General features: G+C 62.5%; 19 protein-coding genes. 10 read left to right on the top strand and 9 right to left on the bottom strand.

All coding sequences use genetic code 11. From position 1 onward, the window contains the following. The first annotated feature begins 12 nt into the window (after nt 1-12). Nucleotides 13-1,350: a DEAD/DEAH box helicase gene (locus LOY50_RS24890; RefSeq protein ID WP_253469597.1), complete on the top strand. Its 1,338-nt coding sequence runs from the start codon at nt 13-15 to the stop codon at nt 1,348-1,350. 130 nt (nt 1,351-1,480) lie between these two features. Here LOY50_RS24890 and LOY50_RS24885 read toward each other — a convergent pair whose 3' ends face one another. Together LOY50_RS24885 and LOY50_RS24880 are read right to left on the bottom strand one after the other, a co-directional pair. After that, a complete protein-coding gene (locus LOY50_RS24885) occupies nt 1,481-2,716 on the bottom strand; it encodes a TIGR03862 family flavoprotein (protein ID WP_258689443.1) in 1,236 nt (411 codons plus the stop codon). A gap of 278 nt (nt 2,717-2,994) precedes the next feature. Beyond that, on the bottom strand, nt 2,995-3,915 hold the full coding sequence (locus LOY50_RS24880; RefSeq protein WP_258689441.1) for a histone deacetylase: 921 nt from the start codon (nt 3,913-3,915) through the stop codon (nt 2,995-2,997). A gap of 73 nt (nt 3,916-3,988) precedes the next feature. On the opposite strand from LOY50_RS24880, the gene LOY50_RS24875 reads away from it, so the two are divergent. The 3 genes from LOY50_RS24875 to LOY50_RS24865 all read left to right on the top strand — a co-directional run bounded on the left by LOY50_RS24875 (nt 3,989) and on the right by LOY50_RS24865 (nt 6,106). Continuing rightward, nucleotides 3,989-4,558 (top strand): GNAT family N-acetyltransferase, encoded by a 570-nt coding sequence (locus tag LOY50_RS24875; RefSeq protein ID WP_253469588.1) that lies wholly within the window; start codon nt 3,989-3,991, stop codon nt 4,556-4,558. Between the two features lie 88 nt (nt 4,559-4,646). Continuing rightward, complete coding sequence (gene tesB, locus LOY50_RS24870; protein WP_003205823.1) at nt 4,647-5,516, top strand: acyl-CoA thioesterase II; 870 nt, start codon at nt 4,647-4,649, stop codon at nt 5,514-5,516. Further along, on the top strand, nt 5,513-6,106 hold the full coding sequence (locus tag LOY50_RS24865; RefSeq protein ID WP_253469585.1) for an HAD family hydrolase: 594 nt from the start codon (nt 5,513-5,515) through the stop codon (nt 6,104-6,106). Before tesB ends, LOY50_RS24865 begins: the two co-directional genes overlap by 4 nt. 143 nt (nt 6,107-6,249) lie before the next feature. Here LOY50_RS24865 and LOY50_RS24860 read toward each other — a convergent pair whose 3' ends face one another. Together LOY50_RS24860 and LOY50_RS24855 are read right to left on the bottom strand one after the other, a co-directional pair. Beyond that, nucleotides 6,250-7,197, bottom strand: coding sequence for an alpha/beta hydrolase (locus LOY50_RS24860; RefSeq protein WP_253469582.1), 948 nt, complete (start codon nt 7,195-7,197; stop codon nt 6,250-6,252). Further along, a complete protein-coding gene (locus tag LOY50_RS24855) occupies nt 7,198-8,082 on the bottom strand; it encodes a neutral zinc metallopeptidase (RefSeq protein ID WP_258689440.1) in 885 nt (294 codons plus the stop codon). Nucleotides 8,083-8,293: 211 nt separating this feature from the next. Here LOY50_RS24855 and LOY50_RS24850 point away from each other — a divergent pair, with 211 nt between their 5' ends. Both LOY50_RS24850 and LOY50_RS24845 read left to right on the top strand, forming a co-directional pair. Continuing rightward, the gene (locus LOY50_RS24850) at nt 8,294-9,070 is read left to right on the top strand and encodes an IclR family transcriptional regulator (RefSeq protein WP_253469580.1); all 777 of its coding nucleotides are present in this window, start codon (nt 8,294-8,296) and stop codon (nt 9,068-9,070) included. A 62-nt stretch (nt 9,071-9,132) separates the two neighbouring features. Beyond that, a complete protein-coding gene (locus LOY50_RS24845; protein WP_003205814.1) occupies nt 9,133-10,011 on the top strand; it encodes a DMT family transporter in 879 nt (292 codons plus the stop codon). Between the two features lie 148 nt (nt 10,012-10,159). On the opposite strand, the gene LOY50_RS24840 is transcribed toward LOY50_RS24845, so the two are convergent. Further along, complete coding sequence (locus tag LOY50_RS24840; RefSeq protein WP_258689439.1) at nt 10,160-11,497, bottom strand: MFS transporter; 1,338 nt, start codon at nt 11,495-11,497, stop codon at nt 10,160-10,162. 278 nt (nt 11,498-11,775) lie between these two features. On the opposite strand from LOY50_RS24840, the gene quiC reads away from it, so the two are divergent. Further along, the gene (gene quiC, locus LOY50_RS24835; protein ID WP_258689438.1) at nt 11,776-13,677 is read left to right on the top strand and encodes a 3-dehydroshikimate dehydratase QuiC; all 1,902 of its coding nucleotides are present in this window, start codon (nt 11,776-11,778) and stop codon (nt 13,675-13,677) included. A 103-nt stretch (nt 13,678-13,780) separates the two neighbouring features. Next, entirely contained in the window at nt 13,781-14,458 is a 678-nt protein-coding gene (locus LOY50_RS24830; RefSeq protein WP_053189895.1) for a TetR/AcrR family transcriptional regulator, read from the top strand. A 127-nt stretch (nt 14,459-14,585) separates the two neighbouring features. Here LOY50_RS24830 and LOY50_RS24825 read toward each other — a convergent pair whose 3' ends face one another. The 4 genes from LOY50_RS24825 to LOY50_RS24810 form a co-directional block, all read right to left on the bottom strand. Continuing rightward, nucleotides 14,586-15,437 (bottom strand): shikimate dehydrogenase, encoded by an 852-nt coding sequence (locus LOY50_RS24825; protein WP_408980822.1) that lies wholly within the window; start codon nt 15,435-15,437, stop codon nt 14,586-14,588. Between the two features lie 5 nt (nt 15,438-15,442). Then, nucleotides 15,443-15,883, bottom strand: coding sequence for a type II 3-dehydroquinate dehydratase (aroQ, locus tag LOY50_RS24820; protein WP_003205806.1), 441 nt, complete (start codon nt 15,881-15,883; stop codon nt 15,443-15,445). 249 nt (nt 15,884-16,132) lie between these two features. Beyond that, a complete protein-coding gene (trmA, locus tag LOY50_RS24815) occupies nt 16,133-17,212 on the bottom strand; it encodes a tRNA (uridine(54)-C5)-methyltransferase TrmA (protein WP_014340319.1) in 1,080 nt (359 codons plus the stop codon). After that, nucleotides 17,209-18,504: an NCS2 family permease gene (locus tag LOY50_RS24810; RefSeq protein ID WP_214512876.1), complete on the bottom strand. Its 1,296-nt coding sequence runs from the start codon at nt 18,502-18,504 to the stop codon at nt 17,209-17,211. The genes trmA and LOY50_RS24810 overlap by 4 nt, the downstream gene beginning before the upstream one ends. A 204-nt stretch (nt 18,505-18,708) precedes the next feature. Between LOY50_RS24810 and LOY50_RS24805 the strand changes: the two genes are divergently transcribed. Both LOY50_RS24805 and LOY50_RS24800 read left to right on the top strand, forming a co-directional pair. Next, entirely contained in the window at nt 18,709-19,164 is a 456-nt protein-coding gene (locus LOY50_RS24805) for a YolA family protein (RefSeq protein ID WP_258689434.1), read from the top strand. A 161-nt stretch (nt 19,165-19,325) separates the two neighbouring features. Next, entirely contained in the window at nt 19,326-19,892 is a 567-nt protein-coding gene (locus LOY50_RS24800; protein ID WP_003205801.1) for a DJ-1 family glyoxalase III, read from the top strand. Nucleotides 19,893-19,929: the final 37 nt, after the last annotated feature.

The raw sequence follows: 19,929 nt of genomic DNA, 5'->3' as shown, positions 1-19,929 counted from the left end.
TACGGTACTTCCATGACTTTCGCCACCCTTGGCCTGATCGAACCCTTGCTGCGCGCCCTTGAGACGCTCGGCTACCAGACCCCGACCCCGGTGCAGGCCCAAGCCATGCCGGCGGTGCTGGCCGGTCGTGACCTGATGGCCGCGGCCCAGACCGGCACCGGCAAGACCGCCGGTTTCGCCGTGCCGCTGTTGCAGTTGCTGACCACCGAAGGGCCGAAGGTCGCGGCCAACTCGGTGCGGGCGCTGATCCTGGTGCCAACCCGTGAGCTGGCTGAGCAGGTCCATGAAAGCGTGCGTCAGTACGCGCAAAACCTGCCGCTGAGCACCTACGCCGTGTACGGCGGCGTCAGCATCAACCCGCAGATGATGAAATTGCGCAAAGGCGTCGACCTGTTGGTCGCCACGCCTGGGCGTCTGCTCGATTTGTTCCGCCAGAACGCGCTGAAGTTCAACCAGTTGCAGACCCTGGTGCTGGACGAAGCCGACCGCATGCTCGACCTGGGCTTCTCCGAGGAACTGGCGAATATCTACAAGGCCCTGCCGAAGAAGCGCCAGACGCTGCTGTTCTCGGCGACCTTCTCCGACGCCATCCGCCTGCTGGCCGGGCAGATGCTCAACGATCCGCTGAGCATTGAAGTGAGCCCGCGCAACGTCGCCGCCAACACCGTCAAGCAATGGGTGGTGACGGTGGACAAGAAGCGCAAGCCGGAATTGTTCGTGCACCTGATGCGCAAGAACAAGTGGAAGCAGGTGCTGGTCTTTGCCAAGACTCGCAATGGCGTTGATGCGTTGGTGGAAAAACTCCAGGGCCTGGGCGTCAACGCCGACGGCATCCACGGTGACAAACCCCAAGCCACCCGCCAGCGCGCACTGGACCGCTTCAAGGCCAGCGAAGTGCAGATCCTGGTGGCGACCGACGTCGCTGCCCGTGGCTTGGATATCGAAGACTTGCCGTTGGTGGTGAACTTCGACCTGCCGATCGTCGCCGAGGACTACATCCACCGCATCGGCCGTACCGGTCGGGCGGGCTCGACCGGGGAAGCGATTTCCCTGGTCTGCGCCGACGAAGTGAACCTGCTGTCGGCCATCGAGATGCTGACGCGCCAGGCGCTGACTCGTCAGATGGAACAGGACTTCGAGCCTGAACATCGGGTACCGGACACCGATGCCAGCGGCCAGGTGATCAAGAAACCGAAAAAGCCGAAGAAACCGAAAACCTCCGGTGGCGGCGGCAAGCGCAACCTGGGCAAGTGGGTGGACAGCGGCGATGCCTCGCCTGTTGAACCTTCGGTCAAGCCTGTGCGCAAAGTGCCGGTGTTCAACACTGGGCCGCGTAAGCGTAAGCCTTGATATCAAAGGCCACATGGGAACTGTAGGAGCTGTCGAGCGAAGCGAGGCTGCGATCTTTTGATCTTACGCTTGAGATTCAAGTGTCTGGGGAAAGATCGCAGCCTCGTTTCACTCGTCAGCTCCTACGGGTTCAACCGTTCAAGAATTCCAGGATTCCCAACCCCGCCGCGCGGCCGCTGGCAAAACACGCCGTGAGCAGGTAACCGCCGGTCGGTGCTTCCCAATCGAGCATTTCCCCTGCGCAGAAAACGCCGGGCAATTGCTTGAGCATCAGGCGTTCATCCAGGGCCTCGAAGGTCACGCCACCGGCGCTGCTGATGGCTTCGTCCAAGGGGCGGGTCTTCACCAGGGTGACTGGCAAGGCCTTGATCGCCCGGGCCAGCCGCGCCAGGTCAGTGAAACACTCGGCCGGCATGAGCTCACGCAATAGCGCAGCCTTGACGCCGTCGATCCCCAACTGACTGTGCAAGTGCTTGGCCATCGAACGGGAACCACGAGGCTTGTTCAGGGCCTGGAGGATTTTATCCACAGGCCGTCCGGGCAGCAGGTCTAGATGGAGGGTCGCGCTGCCGTGTTGGTTGATGGCTTCGCGAACCGGCGCCGACAGGGCGTAGATCAGGCTGCCTTCGATGCCGGTGGCGGTGATCACGCATTCGCCGAGGCGCGGTACATCGTCGTTCAGGCCGATGGCGATGTTCTTGAGCGGGGCGCCAGCGAATTTGCTGATCATCAGGTCGCTCCAGGCTTCTACCTCGAACCCGCAGTTGCTTGGTTGCAACGGCGCCAGGGCCACGCCGCGTTGTTCCAGCGGCAGCATCCAGGCGCCGTCGGAGCCCAGGCGTGACCAACTGCCGCCGCCCAGGGCCAGCAGTGTCGCGTCGGGGCGTAGCGTTTTCTCACCTTCCGGACTCGCTATGCGCAAGCTGCCATCGGGGTTCCAGCCGAGCCAGCGATGGCGCGTGTGGATCGCCACGCCGGCATCGCGCAGGCGCTTGAGCCAGGCGCGCAGCAGCGGCGCGGCTTTCATGTCGGTAGGAAATACCCGTCCGGAGCTGCCGACAAAGGTATCGATGCCCAGCCCGTGAATCCATTCGCACAATTGCTCGGCGCCGAATGCCCGCAGCAGCGGGGCAATGTTCGGCGCACGTTCGCCGTAGCGGGAGAGGAAGGCCGGGAAGGCTTCGGAGTGGGTGATGTTCATGCCGCCGACGCCGGCCAGCAGGAATTTGCGGCCCACCGAGGGCATGCCGTCGTACAGGTCGACTTGAAGGCCCGCCTGGCTTAGCACCTCGGCCGCCATCAGGCCGGCGGGGCCGCCGCCGATGATGGCGACGTTTGGGGCGGAAGGCTTGGCGGTCGAGGTCATGATTTGAACTGTGGGGGCTGGGGTAGGCGGGGCATTCTACCAGCACAACTCTTTGTGGGAGCGAGCTTGCTCGCGATAGCGCAGGGTCAGCTACATGAATGTCACTGATACACCGCTATCGCGAGCAAGCTCGCTCCCACAGGGGGTGGGTGGCGCTTTTCAGGAAGTGATCAAAAAACAGCCAAGCCTCTGTACGCTACAGGCAGCATAGCCTGTAGGCCGTTTCGCTCAGGTTATCCACAGGCCGCTCCACAGGCATTGTGGGTAAAGCCCAGGTTTCAGTGACAACCTGATGACGTCCAGACCCTTTGTGCGCTGTGGTGCAGGATTGCGTGGCGGCGGGCCAGGGCCTTGCGGTCCTTGCTGTAGCCGCCACCGATCACGCCGACCACCGGGATGTCGCGTCCCAGGCAATGGCGCATGACACTCTCGTCCCGGGCGGCGAGGCCTTCGTCGGTCAGCTTCAGGTAACCGAGGGCGTCATCCTTGTGTACGTCGACGCCGGCGTCATACAGCACCAGGTCCGGCTGATAGAGCGGCAGCAAGTAGTTGAGCGCATCGTCCACCACCTTCAAATAAGCCGCGTCTTCCATGCCCATCGGCAGGGGGATGTCCCAGTCGCTTTGCGCCTTGCGTGCAGGAAAATTCTTTTCGCAGTGCAAGGAAACTGTCACGGCGTCCGGGGTGTCATGGAGTATTCGGGCGGTGCCGTCGCCCTGGTGCACGTCGCAGTCGAAAATAAGCACCCGTGAGACCCGGCCGCTGGCCAGGAAATAGCGACTGATTACCGCCAGGTCGTTGAAGATGCAGAACCCGGCCGGGTGGTCGTAGTGGGCGTGATGGGTGCCGCCGGCCAAGTGGCAGGCCAGCCCGTGCTCAAGGGCTTGTTCGGCGGCCAGGAGCGAGCCGCCCACGGCACGCACCGTGCGGCGGGCCAGGGCTTCGCTCCAGGGCAGGCCAAGTCGCCGTTGGTCTTCACGGGACAACTCACCGCCCATGTAGCGTTCGATATACGCACGGTCGTGGGCCAGGGCGAGAATGTCCGGCGGACACAGCGACGGGCGCAGCAGGTCCGCGTCGCGGGTCAGGCCGCTGTCCACCAGGTGATCGCGCAACAGGCGAAACTTGTCCATGGGGAAACGGTGTTCCGCCGGGAAGTCGGGGCTGTAGTCTTCGTGATAGATAAGCGGCAGAGGCATAGTGTTTTCAGCGGTGAGTGAGTGACGGATCCTACCAGCGATGTAGACTCTGGGGCATGGAAGAGGAGTGAAAATGGAGCCGATACTGGAACTGGAAAGCGCACGGCTGCTCTTGCGGCAGTGGCGCGATGATGACTTGCCGGAATTTGCCGCCATGTGCGCAGACCCGCAGGTGATGCGTTATTTCCCGGCGCGCCTGAGCCGCTTGGAAAGCGCTGCCCTGATCGGTCGCGTGCGGGGGCATTTCGCCGAGCATGGTTTTGGTTTGTGGGCCCTGGAACGCAAGGACACTGGCGCCTTCATTGGCTTCACCGGGCTGGGTGTGGTCGGGTTCGATGCGCCTTTCACACCGGCTATCGAGATCGGTTGGCGCCTGGCCCGGGAGCACTGGGGCCTGGGGTATGCCAGCGAAGCGGCGTGGACGGCCCTGCGTTGTGCCTTCGACCAGTTGACGCTGGACGAAGTAGTGGCGTTCACCGCCGTCGACAACCTGCCATCGCAAAAGGTCATGCAGGCCATTGGCATGCTGCACGACCCGGCTGACGACTTCGAACACCCGACACTCGCCGTCGGTCATCCATTGCGTCACCATGTGCTCTATCGCATCAATCGTGAGCAGTGGTTGCAGACCCTGCACGGTTAACCGACACGGACGTTTACAATGCCCGCCAGAATGGCCTGGGCCACTATCATAGACTGCGCGGTTTTTGCGCTGTGTGAGGAAAGTCTGAATGAGCCACGTGTTGGAAGATCTGGTCGACCTGCTGACCCTGGAACCGATCGAAGAGAACCTGTTTCGCGGGCGTAGCCAGGACCTGGGGTTTCGCCAGTTGTTCGGTGGCCAGGTACTGGGCCAGTCGTTGTCGGCGGCCAGCCAGACCGTGGAAGAGGCGCGCCATGTGCATTCGATGCACGGTTACTTCCTGCGTCCGGGCGACGCTGCGTTGCCGGTGGTCTACCAGGTGGACCGGGTGCGTGACGGTGGCAGCTTCAGCACTCGCCGGGTGACGGCGATCCAGAAGGGCAACCCGATTTTCACCTGCAGCGCGTCGTTCCAGTACGACGAAGAGGGCTTTGAGCACCAGAGCAGCATGCCGCAAGTCGTCGGGCCGGAGAACCTGCCGTCCGAGCTGGAACTGACCCAGCAGCGCGCGCACCTGCTGCCCGAGCACATGCGCGAAAAACTGCTGTGCCCCAAGCCGATCGAAGTACGCCCGGTCACCGAAAAAGACCCTTACAACCCGCAACCGGCCGACCCGGTCAAATACGTGTGGTTCCGTGCCGATGGCGCCCTGGCGGATTCGCCGGCCTTGCACAAATACCTGCTGGCCTACGCGTCGGACTTCGGCCTGTTGACCACTTCGCTGCTGCCCCACGGTAAATCGGTGTGGCACAAAGATATGCAGGTCGCCAGCCTCGACCACGCCTTGTGGTTCCATGCCGACCTGCGCGCCGATGACTGGTTGCTCTACGCCATGGACAGCCCCTGGGCCGGTAACTCGCGCGGGTTCTCCCGTGGCAGCGTGTTCAACCGCGCCGGACAACTGGTGGCCTCGGTGACCCAGGAAGGCCTGATTCGTCATCGCAAGGACTGGGCATGAGCCTGGCCGAGGTTCGTCACTGGGTGTTCGACATGGATGGCACGCTGACGATCGCCGTGCATGACTTCGCGGCGATTCGCGTGGCCCTGGCGATTCCGGCCGAAGACGACATCCTCACCCATCTGGCAGGGTTGCCCGCCGAGGAAGCGGCGGCCAAGCATGCCTGGCTGCTGGAGCATGAACGGGACCTGGCGCTGGGCTCCAGGCCCGCGCCGGGGGCGGTTGAGCTGGTGCGCGAACTGGCCGGGCGCGGTTATCGCCTGGGTATCCTCACCCGTAACGCCCGCGAGCTGGCCCACGTCACCCTCGAAGCCATCGGCCTGGCGGACTGTTTTGCCGTGGAAGATGTGCTGGGCCGCGACGAAGCACCGCCCAAGCCTCACCCCGGTGGCCTGTTGAAGCTGGCCGAGGCCTGGAACGTGGCGCCCGAGGCGATGGTGATGGTGGGCGATTACCGCTTTGACCTGGACTGCGGGCGTGCGGCGGGGGCGCGGACGGTGCTGGTGAACCTGCCGGACAATCCATGGCCGGAACTGACGGATTGGCATGCGCGGGATTGTTCGGCGTTGCGGCGGATGCTTTCGGCCTGAGCGCTGGGTTGACTGATCGATCGCTATCGCGAGCAAGCTCGCTCCCACAATGGATTTGTGTCGAGCACAGGTTTTGTAATCGACCGAGCCCCCCTGTGGGAGCGAGCTTGCTCGCGATAGGTCCCTGTCATTCGCGACAAAACTTACTGACCAAACAGAACCCTCAACCCCTCGGGCGAAGTCAACATCCCATCCCCGTTATGCCCCACCCCGGGCACTTCGATCAGCCGCTGGTTCAACCCCTCGGGATGACGCCGGGTCAGGTAGTCGAAAAAGAAATGCCCGCGCAGTAACCGATACGGTCCCTGGGTTTGTGCTTCACAGCCTTTATCCAGCGCCGGATGTTCCGGGTCGGTGTCTTGCTGCCCGAGCAAATAGACGATGTCGCGCTTGGCGTAGTGATCTTCCAGTTGCGCAGGTGTTTGCCCCGCCGCGTAGGCTGGCAAGTTCTGCAGGCCGTATTTCCAACGATTGAAGCCAGGGCAACTGGCAGGGTCGAAAGCCATGGGCCGTTGCGCATCGAAGTAGGCATAGGACGACGGGTTGGCGATGACAAAGCGTGGGCTGATCCGGTATTGGCCGTGGGCGAGCAGGGCATAGCGCTGCACGACCTGGGCGCCGCCGGAATGGCCGGCGATGACGATCTCTTTCACTTCGGGAAACTGCTGCCGGTCACTGACTCGCGCGACGATGTCGTCGAGTACCTGGAAGGAACTGACCGGGTTGGGCCCTGTGGATAAGCCACCGGCCATCCAGTCGTTGCCTTGCCAGCGCAGGAGGTCATTGGGCAATTGATGGCGCGCCACGTCCTGTTCGTTGAGAAACTGCGGGGCGATGATCAGGGTGGTGCCCAGTTGTCCGGCCTGCCCGGCAGCCTTTTCGGCGCTGTGCAGGTAGGTGTCGGCATTGCGCAGCCGACCGTGGAGGATGATCAACACGCGCTGGATGGACGCCGGCGGTGGGCTTACACCGACGGCCATGGCGCCGCCCTTGAACTGCAGTCGCCCTTGGGCGACCACGTTGACGCCGTGTTCCTCGGCCTGGGCGACGGCGCAGCACAGCACCAGCCCGATCAACGCCCCCCACTTCATCTACAGGTTTTTCGCCGCGAACGTGTCGCACTGGCTGACCTGGCCCTGGGCGAACCCGGTCTTGAACCAGCGCACGCGCTGCGCCGACGTGCCGTGGGTGAAGGAGTCCGGCACCACGCGACCCTGGCCTTGTTGCTGCAAGCGGTCATCGCCGATGGCATTGGCGGCGTTCAAGGCCTCTTCGATGTCCCCCGGCTCCAGCCAGTTCAGGCGTTTTTGCGCATGGTTGGCCCACACACCCGCCAGGCAATCGGCCTGCAACTCCTGGCGTACCAGCAAGCCGCCATCGCCCTCCATCTGCCGGCCTTGCTGGCGCGCTTCCTGGATTTTCGCCGACACGCCGAGCAGCGTCTGCACATGGTGGCCGACTTCGTGGGCAATGACGTAGGCCTGGGCGAAGTCGCCGGCGGCAGCGAAACGTTGGGACATTTCCTTGAAGAAACTCATGTCCAGGTAGACCTGGCGATCTGCCGGGCAATAGAACGGACCGGTCGCCGACGAGGCAAGGCCGCAAGCCGAGTTGACCCGGCCGCTGAACAACACCAGTTTGGGTTGCTGGTACTGGCGTCCGGCCTGCTGGAACACCTGGCCCCAGGTGTCTTCGGTGTCGCCGAGGATCGAGCGCACGAACTCGGCCTGTTCATCGTTGGCCGGTGGCGCCTGGCGGGTTTGTGAGGTGGCGGGGGCGGACTGGTCCATCTGCCCGGCCAGTTGCCCGAGAATCTGCATCGGGTCCTGGCCGGTGATCCAGCCGATGCCGACGATCAGGAGGACGGCCGTCAGGCTCAATCCCTTGCCGCCGCCGAAACGCATTCCGCCGCCGCCCCCACCGTCACCGCGAGCGTCCACCACGTTGTCACTGCGGCGACCTTTTTTCCATAACATGTAGGCGTTCCTCTGATTGGCCGGGGTGTCACTGTACTGCCGTTGCGGTGAGTCTAGCTTTTGGGGCGTCAGGATGCGCGTGATACCTGAGCTTTCAGGCAACCGGCGCGGGGTTTGGTTCATCAGGGCATGAACGAATGGCGCGCCAGTTCCAGAATTTGCATTACACTTTGCATATTCTAGAATCGACGAACTTACCTTTGGATCGCTCATGGCCGGCAGTCAAATCGAACGGGTTTTCAATGTGCTGGAAAGCCTCGCCAGCGACCCTCGCGGCTGGCCGCTGCTAGGCTTGGCCGAACAGTTGCAGATTCCCAAGAGTGCTACCCACCGTTTGCTCGCCGAACTGATGCGCCTGGGCTATGTGCGCCAGAATCCCGAGAACCTGCGTTATCACTTGTCGACCCGCCTGGTCGCCATGGGCTTTCGTTATCTGTCGCGAAGCGGTGCCGACATCGTCCAGCCAGTGCTCGATCGCCTGGCGCAGGAAACGGGTGAACTGGTGCGCCTGGGTGTCATCGAAGGGGAGTGCCAGACCTGGATCGCCAAATCTCAGGGGGCCCGTTCCGGCTTGCGCTACGACCCGGACATGGGACGTGAAACGCCGTTGTCCTATACCGCGTCGGGCCATGCCTGGCTGGCTTGCATGAGTGACGCCGAGGCGTTGGCGCTGGTGGCGCGCCAGGCCGTGCAAGTGCCGGCGGACGCCGGACCAAACGCTCCACGCGGCCCGGCTGAACTGCTCCAGTACCTGCACCAGGCCCGCGAACACGGCTATGCCTGTGTCGAGGAAAGCTCGGCGATCGGCACGTCGGCCATTGCCGCTGTGGTCCGTCATCCATTGGACGGCCGGGTCATCGGCGTGTTGAGTGTTGCCGGCCCCAGCGCACGGATGACGCGGGCGCGGTTGCATGAGCTGGCACCGACCTTGCTGGCGTTTGTCGAGGAGTTATCGCAAGCCAGTCAGGCCTCGGAGTTGTTCAGCTGAATGCGGTCTCATCCGCCACAGGCAAGCCTTGCTCCCTACATCACGCAACGCAGGATTCCTACATGACCGTCAGCACTCCGCTTTCCGGCGTCAATCAGGCTTTCAAGGGCATCCTGCTTATTCTGGTGGCGACGTTTCTGTTCTCCAGTCATGACGCCTTGTCGAAATACCTCTCGGGTTTCTACCCGATCATCATGGTGGTCTGGGCACGTTACGTGGTGCACACGTTGTTGATGGCGGGTATTTTCCTGCCGCGCTCGGGGCTGCGGGTCCTGCGGACCAAGCGTCCTTTGTGGCAACTGGCCCGGGCGCTGTGCCTGCTGGGCACCAGCCTGTTCTTCACCACGGCGCTGTTGTATATCCCGCTGGCCGAGGCGACGGCGGTCAACTTTCTCGCGCCCGTGCTGGTCACCGCGTTGTCGGTGCCATTGCTGGGCGAACACGTGACGCGCGGGCAATGGATCGCGGTGATCTTCGGCTTTATCGGAGTGTTGATCATCGTCCATCCGGGCGGGGATCTGTTCACCCCAGCGGTGATATTGCCGTTCTGTTCGGCACTGTTCTTCTGTTTCTACCAACTGCTCACGCGCAAGCTCAGCGAGATCGACAGCCCGACCACCAGCAACTTCTTCGCCGGCCTGTGCAACACCTTGGTGATGAGCGCGCTGGTGCCGTTCTTCTGGCAAGTGCCGAGCCTGTTGCACGGTGCGATGATGCTGGCGCTGGGCGCCTGCGGGATGACGGCGCACCTGATGCTGACCCAGGCCTTCCGCTTTGCCGCCCCGGCGCTGCTCGCGCCGTTCGGGTATTGCCAGATCGTGTTTGCCGGGCTGCTGGGCTGGTTGTTGTTCAACCACACGCCGACGCTGACCACCGTGGTGGGCATCACCTTGATCTGCTTGAGTGGGTTGGCGGCGGCGTGGCAACAGCGGCGGGCGTAATCACTGGCTATACGCGGACGCTTGTGGCGAGGGAGCTTGCTCCCGCTGGGTTGCGAAGCAGCCCTCGCCCTTTAGCGATTGCTGCGCAATCGAGCGGGAGCAAGCTCCCTCGCCACAGGTGAGCCGCTGTCCGTCAGCTTGTGGACAGTCAGTTTTCCAGCGTAGGCACCTTGCGCGGTGCCATGAAGTACAGCCAGGTCAGGGCAATGAAGTACATCGCCGGGATCAGGGTGAACAGCACTGTGTAGTTGTTGTTGGTGATCGTGAGGATGTGGCCCACCAGTTGAGTCATGAACATCCCGCCGATGGCCGCGCACATGCCGCCGAAGCCAAACACCGTACTCATCATGTGCTTGGGCGTGTAGTCCATGACCAGGCTCCAGATGTTGGCGGTCCAGGCCTGGTGCGCGCCGATGGCCAGGGAAATGGCGAACACCGCCATCCACAGGTTGCTTGCGCCGGCGGCCATAATCACGCCGATGATGCAGCAGGCGAACAGCAGCATGGACACCAGTCGCGCCTTGATCGGATTGAGACCACGGCCGATCAGGAACGAAGACAGGATGCCGCCGCCCACGCTGCCGAAGTCGGCGGTGAGGTAGATGATGATCAGCGGGATGCCCATCTGGGTCACGTTGATGCCCAGGTTGTACTGCTGGTTCAGGAACGGCGGCAGCCAATAGAGGTAGAACCAGAACACTGGGGCGGTGATCGAGTAGGCCAGGGCGAACGCCCAGGTGCCGCGCATGCGCAGGATGCGTGAGAACGGCACGCGGACCTGGTCCGGTTCGTCCTGGGCCTGGATGTAGTCCAGTTCCGACTGTTTGACGCTGGGATGGTCTTCGGGGTTGAAGTATTTCAGGCCCCAGAACAGCAGCCAGATCCCGCCCAATGCCGACATGCACAGGAACGCCGCCTGCCAGCCCCACACGTGCAGGATCAGTGGCAGCAGCATCGGGGTGAACATCGCGCCGACGTTGGTCCCGGCGTTGAAAATGCCAGTCGCCACGGCCCGTTCACCGGCCGGGAACCACAGCCGCGTAGTCTTCACGCAGGCCGGGTAGTTGGCAGCTTCGGTCAGGCCCAGGATAAAGCGGCAGACCATGAAGCCCACCGCCGAGGTGGCCAGGCCGTGGGCGCCGGTCGCCAGGCTCCAGAGCAGCACGGCGCAGAAGAACACGCGCTTGACGCCGATCCGATCGATCAGCCGTCCTTGCAACACGAAGCCGACGGCGTAACCGACCTGGAACCAGAAGTTGATGTTGGCGTAGTCCATCGCCGTCCAGCTCATTTCCTTGGCCAGGATCGGCTGCATCACGCCCAGGGCGGCGCGGTCGATGTAGTTCAGGGTCGTGGCAAAAAACACCAGGGCGAGCATGCCCCAACGGGTCTTGCCCACGGCCATGGCGCCGCGGATCTTGTCGCCGATGCCGCTGGAGGAGACACCCAGGCCGGGGGCCAGGCGGGAACTTTGGGAAGGGATCATAGCGTGTACCCGTTTTTGAAATTCTTATGGTTGGTCTGGGTCTGTCCATCGAGGTCGGTCGGGCCGGCGTCAATGTGGGAACGATGGTGCGCAGTGAGCAAAAAATCGTCAATTCGGCAATGGCCATTTTGTTCGATAATCGCCCAAAAAACTAACCGGATGGTACATATTAAATTGCTGAAAGAAACCGGCAGCTCAATAATCGGCTCACTCTTTTAAAAGCATTTTCAAAAGCGGCGCAGCTTCTGTAGCCGATGCCTGTCCCGGGAGCCGAAGTCATGCAGCGTTCCATTGCCACCGTGTCCTTGAGCGGTACCTTGCCGGAAAAACTCGAAGCCATTGCCGCCGCCGGTTTTGATGGGGTGGAAATCTTCGAGAACGACCTTCTCTACTACGATGGCAGCCCTCGGGAAATCAGGCAGATGTGCGCCGACCTGGGCATTGCCATCACCTTATTCCAACCGTTTCGTGACTTTGAAGGCTGCCGCCGCGATCGCCTGTCGCGCAACCTGGAGCGGGCCGAGCGCAAGTTCGACCTGATGCAGGAACTGGGCACTGACCTGGTGCTGGTGTGCAGCAACGCCTCGGCCGACAGCGTCGGCGACGAACAGATTCTCATCGATGACCTGCGCCTGCTGGCCGAATGCGCCGGTGCGCGGGGCTTGCGGATCGGTTACGAAGCGCTGGCCTGGGGCCGGCACGTGAATACTTATCAACAGGTCTGGAACATCGTGCGCCAGGCCGATCACCCCAGCCTCGGCGTGTTGCTCGACAGCTTCCATACCTTGTCCCTCAAGGGCGATCCGAGCGCGATCGCCGAGATTCCCGGCGACAAGATCTTCTTCGTGCAAATGGCCGACGCGCCGATCCTGGCCATGGATGTCCTGGAATGGAGCCGGCATTTCCGTTGTTTCCCGGGGCAGGGCGAGTTCGACTTGCCGGGTTTCCTGGCGCCGATCATCAAGAGTGGCTACACCGGACCGCTGTCGCTGGAAATCTTCAACGACGGTTTCCGCGCCGCACCGCCACGGGCCAATGCCGCCGACGGGCTGCGCTCGCTGCTGTACCTGGAAGAAAAAACCCGTCAGCGCCTGGCTGAAGAAGCGCCCTCCATGGGCAATGCCGACATCCTGTTCGCCACGCCGCCGGCCAGCGAATACGACGGCATCGAATTCCTCGAGTTCGCCGTGGACGATAACCTCGGCGCCAAGCTCTCCCATTGGCTGGAACGGCTGGGGTTCGTCAAGGCCGGCCAGCATCGTTCCAAGAATGTCAGCCTGCTGCGCCAGGGCGATATCAACTTGATCCTCAACAGCGAACCGTACTCGTTCGCCCACAGTTTTTTCGAAGCCCACGGACCTTCGTTGTGCGCCACCGCCGTGCGCGTGAAAAACAGTGCCAGCGCCCTGGAGCGGGCCGTTGCCTACAAAGGCCAGCCTTATCGGGGGTTGGTGGGCCCCAATGAACTGGAGCTGGCGGCGGTGCGCGCACCGGACGGTAGCTTGATTTACCTGGTGGACCAGCAGGCCGACGTCTATGGCACCGATTTCAACCTGCAGCCGGGTGCGGTCATTGGGGCCGGGCTCAAGCGCATCGACCACATGGCGATGGCGCTGCCGGCCGACAGCCTCGACAGTTGGGTGCTGTTCTACAAGAGCCTGCTGGATTTCGAGGCCGATGACGAAGTGGTCCTGCCCGACCCGTATGGCCTGGTAAAAAGCCGTGCGCTGCGCAGCCGTTGCAGTTCGATCCGCTTGCCGCTGAACATTTCCGAGAACCGCAACACCGCGATCTCACACGCGCTGTCGAGTTATCGCGGCTCCGGCGTGCATCACATCGCCTTCGACTGCGACGACATCTTCGCCCAGGTCAGTCGTGCCAAAGAGGCGGGCGTACCGTTGCTGGACATCCCGCTCAATTACTACGACGACCTGGCGGCGCGTTTCGATTTCGACGATGAATTTCTCAGCGAGCTGGCGTATTTCAACGTGCTGTACGACCGTGATGCCCAGGGTGGCGAGCTGTTCCATGTCTACACCGAGCCGTTCGAAGGGCGGTTTTTCTTCGAGATCATCCAGCGCAAGAACGGTTACGTCGGTTATGGCGCCGCCAATGTCGCGGTGCGCCTGGCGGCCATGGCCAAGTCCCGCAGCGGTGGTTTGCGACACGCCAAGTTGTAGGGAAATCGTAAACGTGGCGGTAATGGGCCGTGTCGTGACTTCCTTCAGTGCACGGTGCGGCCCATAATCGCCAGCCTGTGCAGTGATGGCCGTGAGCCCCGCAATGACTATGAATCCAGAGCTTTCCGCAGCGCTCGACGAACCCGTCGTCGCGCCGCGCAAGAGTCGCAAGAACAACCCGGAGAAGACCCGGGAAAACATTCTTCAGGAAGCCATCGTCGAGTTCGTCCAGCAAGGCCTGGCCGGTGCCCGGGTCGATGCCATCGCCGAGCGCATCCACACCTCCAAGCGCATGATCTACTACTACTTCGGCAGCAAGGAGCAGTTGTACGTCGAGGTGCTGGAAAAACTCTACGGCGATATCCGCACCACCGAGAGCCGCCTGCACCTGGCGGAACTGGCCCCGGTCGACGCGATCCGGCGCCTGGTGGAGTTCACCTTCGACCACCACGATCGCAATGTGGATTTCGTGCGCATCGTCTGCATCGAGAACATCCACAACGCCGAGTACGTGAAGCAGTCAGGCGCGATCAAGGCGATGACCAATACCATCCTCGATTCCCTGGGCGTGATCCTGCGGCGCGGCGCTGAAGAGGGTGTGTTCCGTGCCGGCCTCGAGCCGCTGGATGTGCATCTGCTGATCAGTTCGTTCTGTTTTTACCGCGTATCCAATCGCCAGACGTTCGGTGAGATCTTTCAGATCGACCTGTCGGATGAAGCGGTCAAGCAGCGGCATCGGCAGATGGTCTGCGAGTCGGTGTTGCGCTATCTGCAAGCCTGAAACCTTGTGGGAGCGAGCTTGCTCGCGATAGCGGTCGATCAGCCAACATCGATTGCGACTGACACACCGCCATCGCGAGCAAGCTCGCTCCCACAAGTAATTCCCCACAAGGGATTTATCACCGGCTTTAGTGGTTCATACTTTGGAAATGCGCCAGCATCCGCTGCGCATCGGGTGCCACGCCGCTGAACAATTCGAACGCCTTCACCGCCTGGAACACGGCCATGTTGCCGCCATCCAGTGTGCGGCAGCCGACCGCGCGGGCGTTGCGCAGCAGTTCGGTTTCCAGTGGGAAGTAGACGATTTCCGCGACCCACAAAGTGCCGCGCAACAGCTCGACCGGCACCGGCATGCCCGGTAGTTTTGCCATGCCCATGGGCGTGGTGTTCACCAGGCCATCGGCCTCGGCCATGGCGGTGGGCAGGTCATGCCCGGCGCGGGCGCGGCCAGCGCCGAAGTGTTGATTCAAGTTGTTGGCCAGCGCCTCGGCACGGCTGACCTCGACGTCAAAAATGCTCAGGGTTTCTACGCCTTCCATCAACAGCGCGTGGGCTACCGCCGCGCCGGCGCCACCGGCGCCCATCTGGACCACACGCTTGCGCGCCACATCCCCCAGGCCGCGACGAAAACCTTCGGCGAACCCCAGGCAGTCGGTGTTGTGGCCGATGCGCTTGCCGTCCTTGAGCACCACGGTATTGACCGCGCCGATACCACGGGCCTCGGATGACAACTCATCGAGCAGCGGGATGATCGCCTGCTTGCAGGGGAAAGTGATGTTCAGGCCGGTGAAGTCCATGCGTTCGGCGGCCGCCAGTAGATCGGCCAGGGCGCCGCTGTCGAGTTTCAGCGCATCGAGGTCGATCAGCCGATAGAGGTAACGCATGCCTTGGGCATCGCCCTCATGCTCATGCAGCGCTGGCGTGCGAGAGGCCTGGATGCCCGCGCCGATGAGGCCGGCCAGCACAGTGATATTCGACATGCTCATCAACCCTTCAACCGCTGACTGAAATGTTCAAGGGCCAGGCGATAACCATGGCTGCCAAACCCGCACATCACGCCAATGGCGACGGATGAGACGAAGGAGTGATGACGGAAGGTTTCACGGGCGTGGACGTTGGACAGGTGGACTTCGATCACCGGCACTTCGCTCGCGACCAGGGCGTCGCGGATCGCCACGGAAGTGTGGGTCCAGGCCGCCGGGTTGATGACGATACCGGCACACCGGCCGCGGGCGCCGTGAATCCAGTCCAGCAGCTCGCCTTCCTGGTTGGTCTGGCGAAACTCCACCGCCAGGCCGAACTCTTCAGCGGCGCGGCCGCACAGTGCGGAGATGTCAGCCAGGGTTTCATGGCCGTAGGTTGCCGGCTCGCGGGTGCCGAGCAGGTTCAGGTTCGGGCCGTTGAGCACCAGAACGATCGGAGGCATCGCAATTTCTCCACATTTTTATTGTTGGTGTCGGCGGGATTTCAGCCGCTGGAGATAAATTGTACTAGATGGTTAATTTGGTCAAATAAAGCAGCCGACGTCGGCCAATAAGTGTTCGATGATCGAACATGACCTTTGCCAAGAGAGGAGGGAGGGGATTATCCCCATGTAGGAGCTGCCGAAGGCTGCGATCTTTTGGAGACTCAAGTGTCTGGAGAAAGATCGCAGCCTCGTTGCACTCGTCAGCTCCTACCGCCGAGTCAACAACACCCCGGACTCCATGTGATGGGTCCAGGGAAATTGATCGAACAACGCGCAGCGCGTGATGCGGTGGGTGTCGTTCAGTTGCGCGATATTCGCGGCGAGGGTGTCCGGGTTGCAGGAGATGTACAGGATATTGTCGAAGCGCCGGGTCAGCTCGCAGGTATCCGGGTCCATGCCGGCGCGAGGCGGGTCGACGAAGACGCTGCCGAACTCGTAGCTTTTCAGGTCAATACCATGCAAGCGACGGAACGGCCGGACTTCGTTCAGGGCTTCGGTCAGCTCTTCAGCGGACAGGCGCACCAGCGTGACGTTATCCACCGCGTTTTCGCTGAGGTTGCTCAGCGCGGCGTTCACCGAGGTCTTGCTGATTTCGGTGGCCAGCACTTTGCGCACGCGGGTGGCCAGGGGCAGGGTGAAGTTGCCGTTGCCGCAGTACAACTCCAGCAGATCGTCGCTACGATCGCCCAGCGCGTCATAGGCCCAGTTGAGCATCTTCTGGTTCACCGTGCCGTTGGGCTGGGTGAAGGCGCCTTCGGGTTGGCGATAGCTGAAGGTGCGAGCGCCCACTTCGAGCTTCTCCACCACGTAGTCATGGCCGATCACTTCGCGTTTGCCCTTGGAGCGGCCAATGATGCTCACGCCCAGGTCTGCCGCCAGCTTCGAGGCCGCAGCGTGCCAGTGCTCGTCCAGCGGGCGGTGATAACACAGGGTGATCATCGCATCGCCCGCCAGGGTGGTCAGGAACTCCACCTGGAACAGCTTGTGGCTCAGGGGCGCGCTGGCTTGCCAGGCGGCCTTGAGTTGCGGCATCAACTGGTTGATGCGCAGGCTGGCGATGGGAAACTCTTCAATGAGGATCGGTGTGCGCTTGTCGTCCTGGGAGAACATTGCGTAATGCCGTTCGCCGGCCTCGCGCCAGAGACGGAATTCGGCGCGCAGGCGGAAGTGCTTCAGGGGCGAATCGAACACCGCAGGTTCTGGTGCATCGAACGGCGCCAACAGGTCACGCAAGCGGGTGACTTTGTCCTGGAGCTGAGCGGCGTAGGCCTGGGAATCAAAAGTCATGCGTTGTACCAACCCAACTTGATCACGAACAGGATCGACAGAATGACCAGCGCCGGGTTCAGCTCACGACCACGGCCAGACGCCAGTTTGATGGCGGTCCAGGCGATGAAACCGAAAGCGATGCCGTTGGCAATGGAATAGGTGAACGGCATTGCCAGGGCGGTCACCACCACTGGCGCGGCGACGGTGATGTCGTCCCAGTCGATTTCCGCCAGGCCCGAGGTCATCAGTACGGCGACGAACAACAGGGCTGGAGCGGTGGCGAAGGGCGGGACGCTGGCGGCCAGTGGCGAGAAGAACAGCGCCAGCAGGAACAGGATCGCCACGACGACGGCGGTCAGGCCGGTGCGGCCGCCGGCACTGACGCCCGCCGCCGATTCGATGTAGCTGGTGGTGGTGGAGGTGCCCAGCAGCGAACCGGCCATGGCGGCGGTGCTGTCGGCGATCAGCGCACGGCCCATCTTCGGCATGTGGCCGTCCTTGCCCATCAGCCCGGCGCGCTTGGCGACGCCGATCAGGGTGCCGGAGTTGTCGAACAGGTCGACGAACAGGAAGGCGAAGATCACGCTCACCAGGCCGATGTCCAGGGCGCCCTTGATGTCCAGTTGCAGGAAGGTCGGGGCCAGGGATGGCGGCGCGGAGATAACGCCGTTGAACGGGGTGAAGCCCATCAGGATCGAAACGATGGTGACCGCCAGGATGCCGATCAGCACCGCGCCGCGTACTTTCAAGGCTTCGAGGGCGACGATCAGGACAAAGCCCAGCGTGGCGAGGATCGGCGCCGGTTGTTTCAAGTCGCCGAGGCCGACCATGGTCGCCGGGTTTTTCACCACGATGCCGGCGTTGTTCAGGGCGATCAGCGCCAGGAACAGGCCGATGCCGGCGGCAATGGCCGAGCGCAGCGGCAGCGGGATGCTGTTGATGATCCATTCGCGGATGCGAAAGATCGACAACATGAAGAACAGCACGGCGGAGATGAACACTGCGCCCAGCGCCACTTGCCAGGTGTGGCCCATGTGCAGGACCACGGTGTAGGTAAAGAAGGCATTCAGGCCCATGCCCGGTGCGAGGGCGATCGGGTAGTTGGCGATCAGGCCCATGACCGTGGAGCCAATGGCCGCTGCCAGGCAGGTGGCGACGAACACCGCGCCCTTGTCCATGCCGGTTTCGCCGAGGATGCTCGGGTTGACGAACAGAATGTAGGCCATGGCCAGGAAGGTCGTGACGCCCGCCAGGATCTCGGTCCGCACGTTGGTGTTATGTGCCTTGAGTTGAAACAGCCTTTCCAGCATGTCTGCTCCCCGTGGCGCGCCCGGCGCCGTGAATGTATCGACCTCAACAGCAAAGCACAGGTCGCCAGCGGCGCCCGGGAATTTTCTATGGGTCGGAAAAAGCCGCGCATCATACCAGCAGCGTAGCGTTGTGGCTGCGATCGTCGTCGATGTTTTGCCAACGCGCCAAGTGGGCCATACTGCGCGCGGTTCCGGGAGATCTCTATGTATTGCATGAATAAAAAGCTGCTGGCGGCGGTGGGTTGCATGCTGGGCTGGTGGTTGTCCGGCCAGGCCGCCAATGCCGCGTCGGCACCGCCCTTGAGCGAGGTCAAGGTGCTCAAGGTCGAGTCGCCGGCCTGTGGCTTCGAGGACATCGTCCCGGGGCAGGCACAGACGCGCTGCGATCACAGCGGCCCGAATATCAAGGTCTACGTGCTGGAGGTCGGTTATGGCCGCCAGCCCAATGTCACCCTGGACGGCTTTGAAGTCGACGGCACCCGCTCGCCCGTGTGTGCGTACAGTAACGGCAACCTTAACGACTGCTCCGTGCGGACCAAAGTCGTCGGCTATGTGTACATCTTCGACCTGAAGGGCAAGCAAGAGGGCACCTTCAGCTTCAGCAACATCTCGATCAACGCACCGGGCAACCGGATGTCGACCCAGCTGTACATCAAGTAGCTCGCCTCCTGCGTGGGAATTGCATAAACGCTGTGTAGGCGCTGTCGAGCGCAGCGAGGCTGCGATCTTTCCCCTGACGCTTGAATCTCAAGCGCCTATCAAAAGATCGCTGCCTTCGGCAGCTCCTACACTACAGGCATCACCCAGTGGAGAGAGCGCCCATGATTCCTGGAACCAAGATCCCCCGAGCCCTGATAGCTGTCGCCGAGGGTGTCGACGACTTGCAGACGGTCACCCTGATCGATGTGCTGCGTCGAGCGCAGATCGAAACCGTGGTGGCGAGCATCGAAGGGCGACGGATGCTCACCTGCGCCCGCGGCACGCGCCTGACGGCCGACGGCATGCTGGTGGACGTACTCGTGCAGGATTTCGACCTGATCGTCCTGCCGGGCGGCATCATCGGCGCCCAACACCTGGCGGCCCATCAGCCGCTGCAACAACTGATCAAGGGCCAGGCCGCCACCGGACGTTTCTTCGCCGCCATCGCCGAAGCCCCTGCCCTGGCGCTACAGGCCTTTGGCGTCCTGCGCCAGCGACGCATGACCTGCCTGCCAGCGGTGAGCCAGCAACTGTCCGGTTGCAGCTTCGTCGATCAACCCGTGGTAGTAGACGGCAACTGCATCACCGCCCAAGGCTCGGCCGCCGCCCTGGCGTTTGCCTTGACGCTGGTGGAACAACTCAGCGGCAAGGGTGTGAGGAGCGTGGTGGCGGCGGAGTTGCTGGCCTGACACTCTTCAGCGGGCACCGGCCTGTGGCGAGGGAGCT

Origin of the sequence: Pseudomonas sp. B21-010 (genome assembly GCF_024749325.1) — a bacterium.
Classification (GTDB): Bacteria; Pseudomonadota; Gammaproteobacteria; order Pseudomonadales; family Pseudomonadaceae; genus Aquipseudomonas; species Aquipseudomonas kilonensis.
The sequence above is the reverse complement of the archived record's forward strand: the minus strand, read 5'-3'. Positions and strand labels throughout refer to the sequence as shown.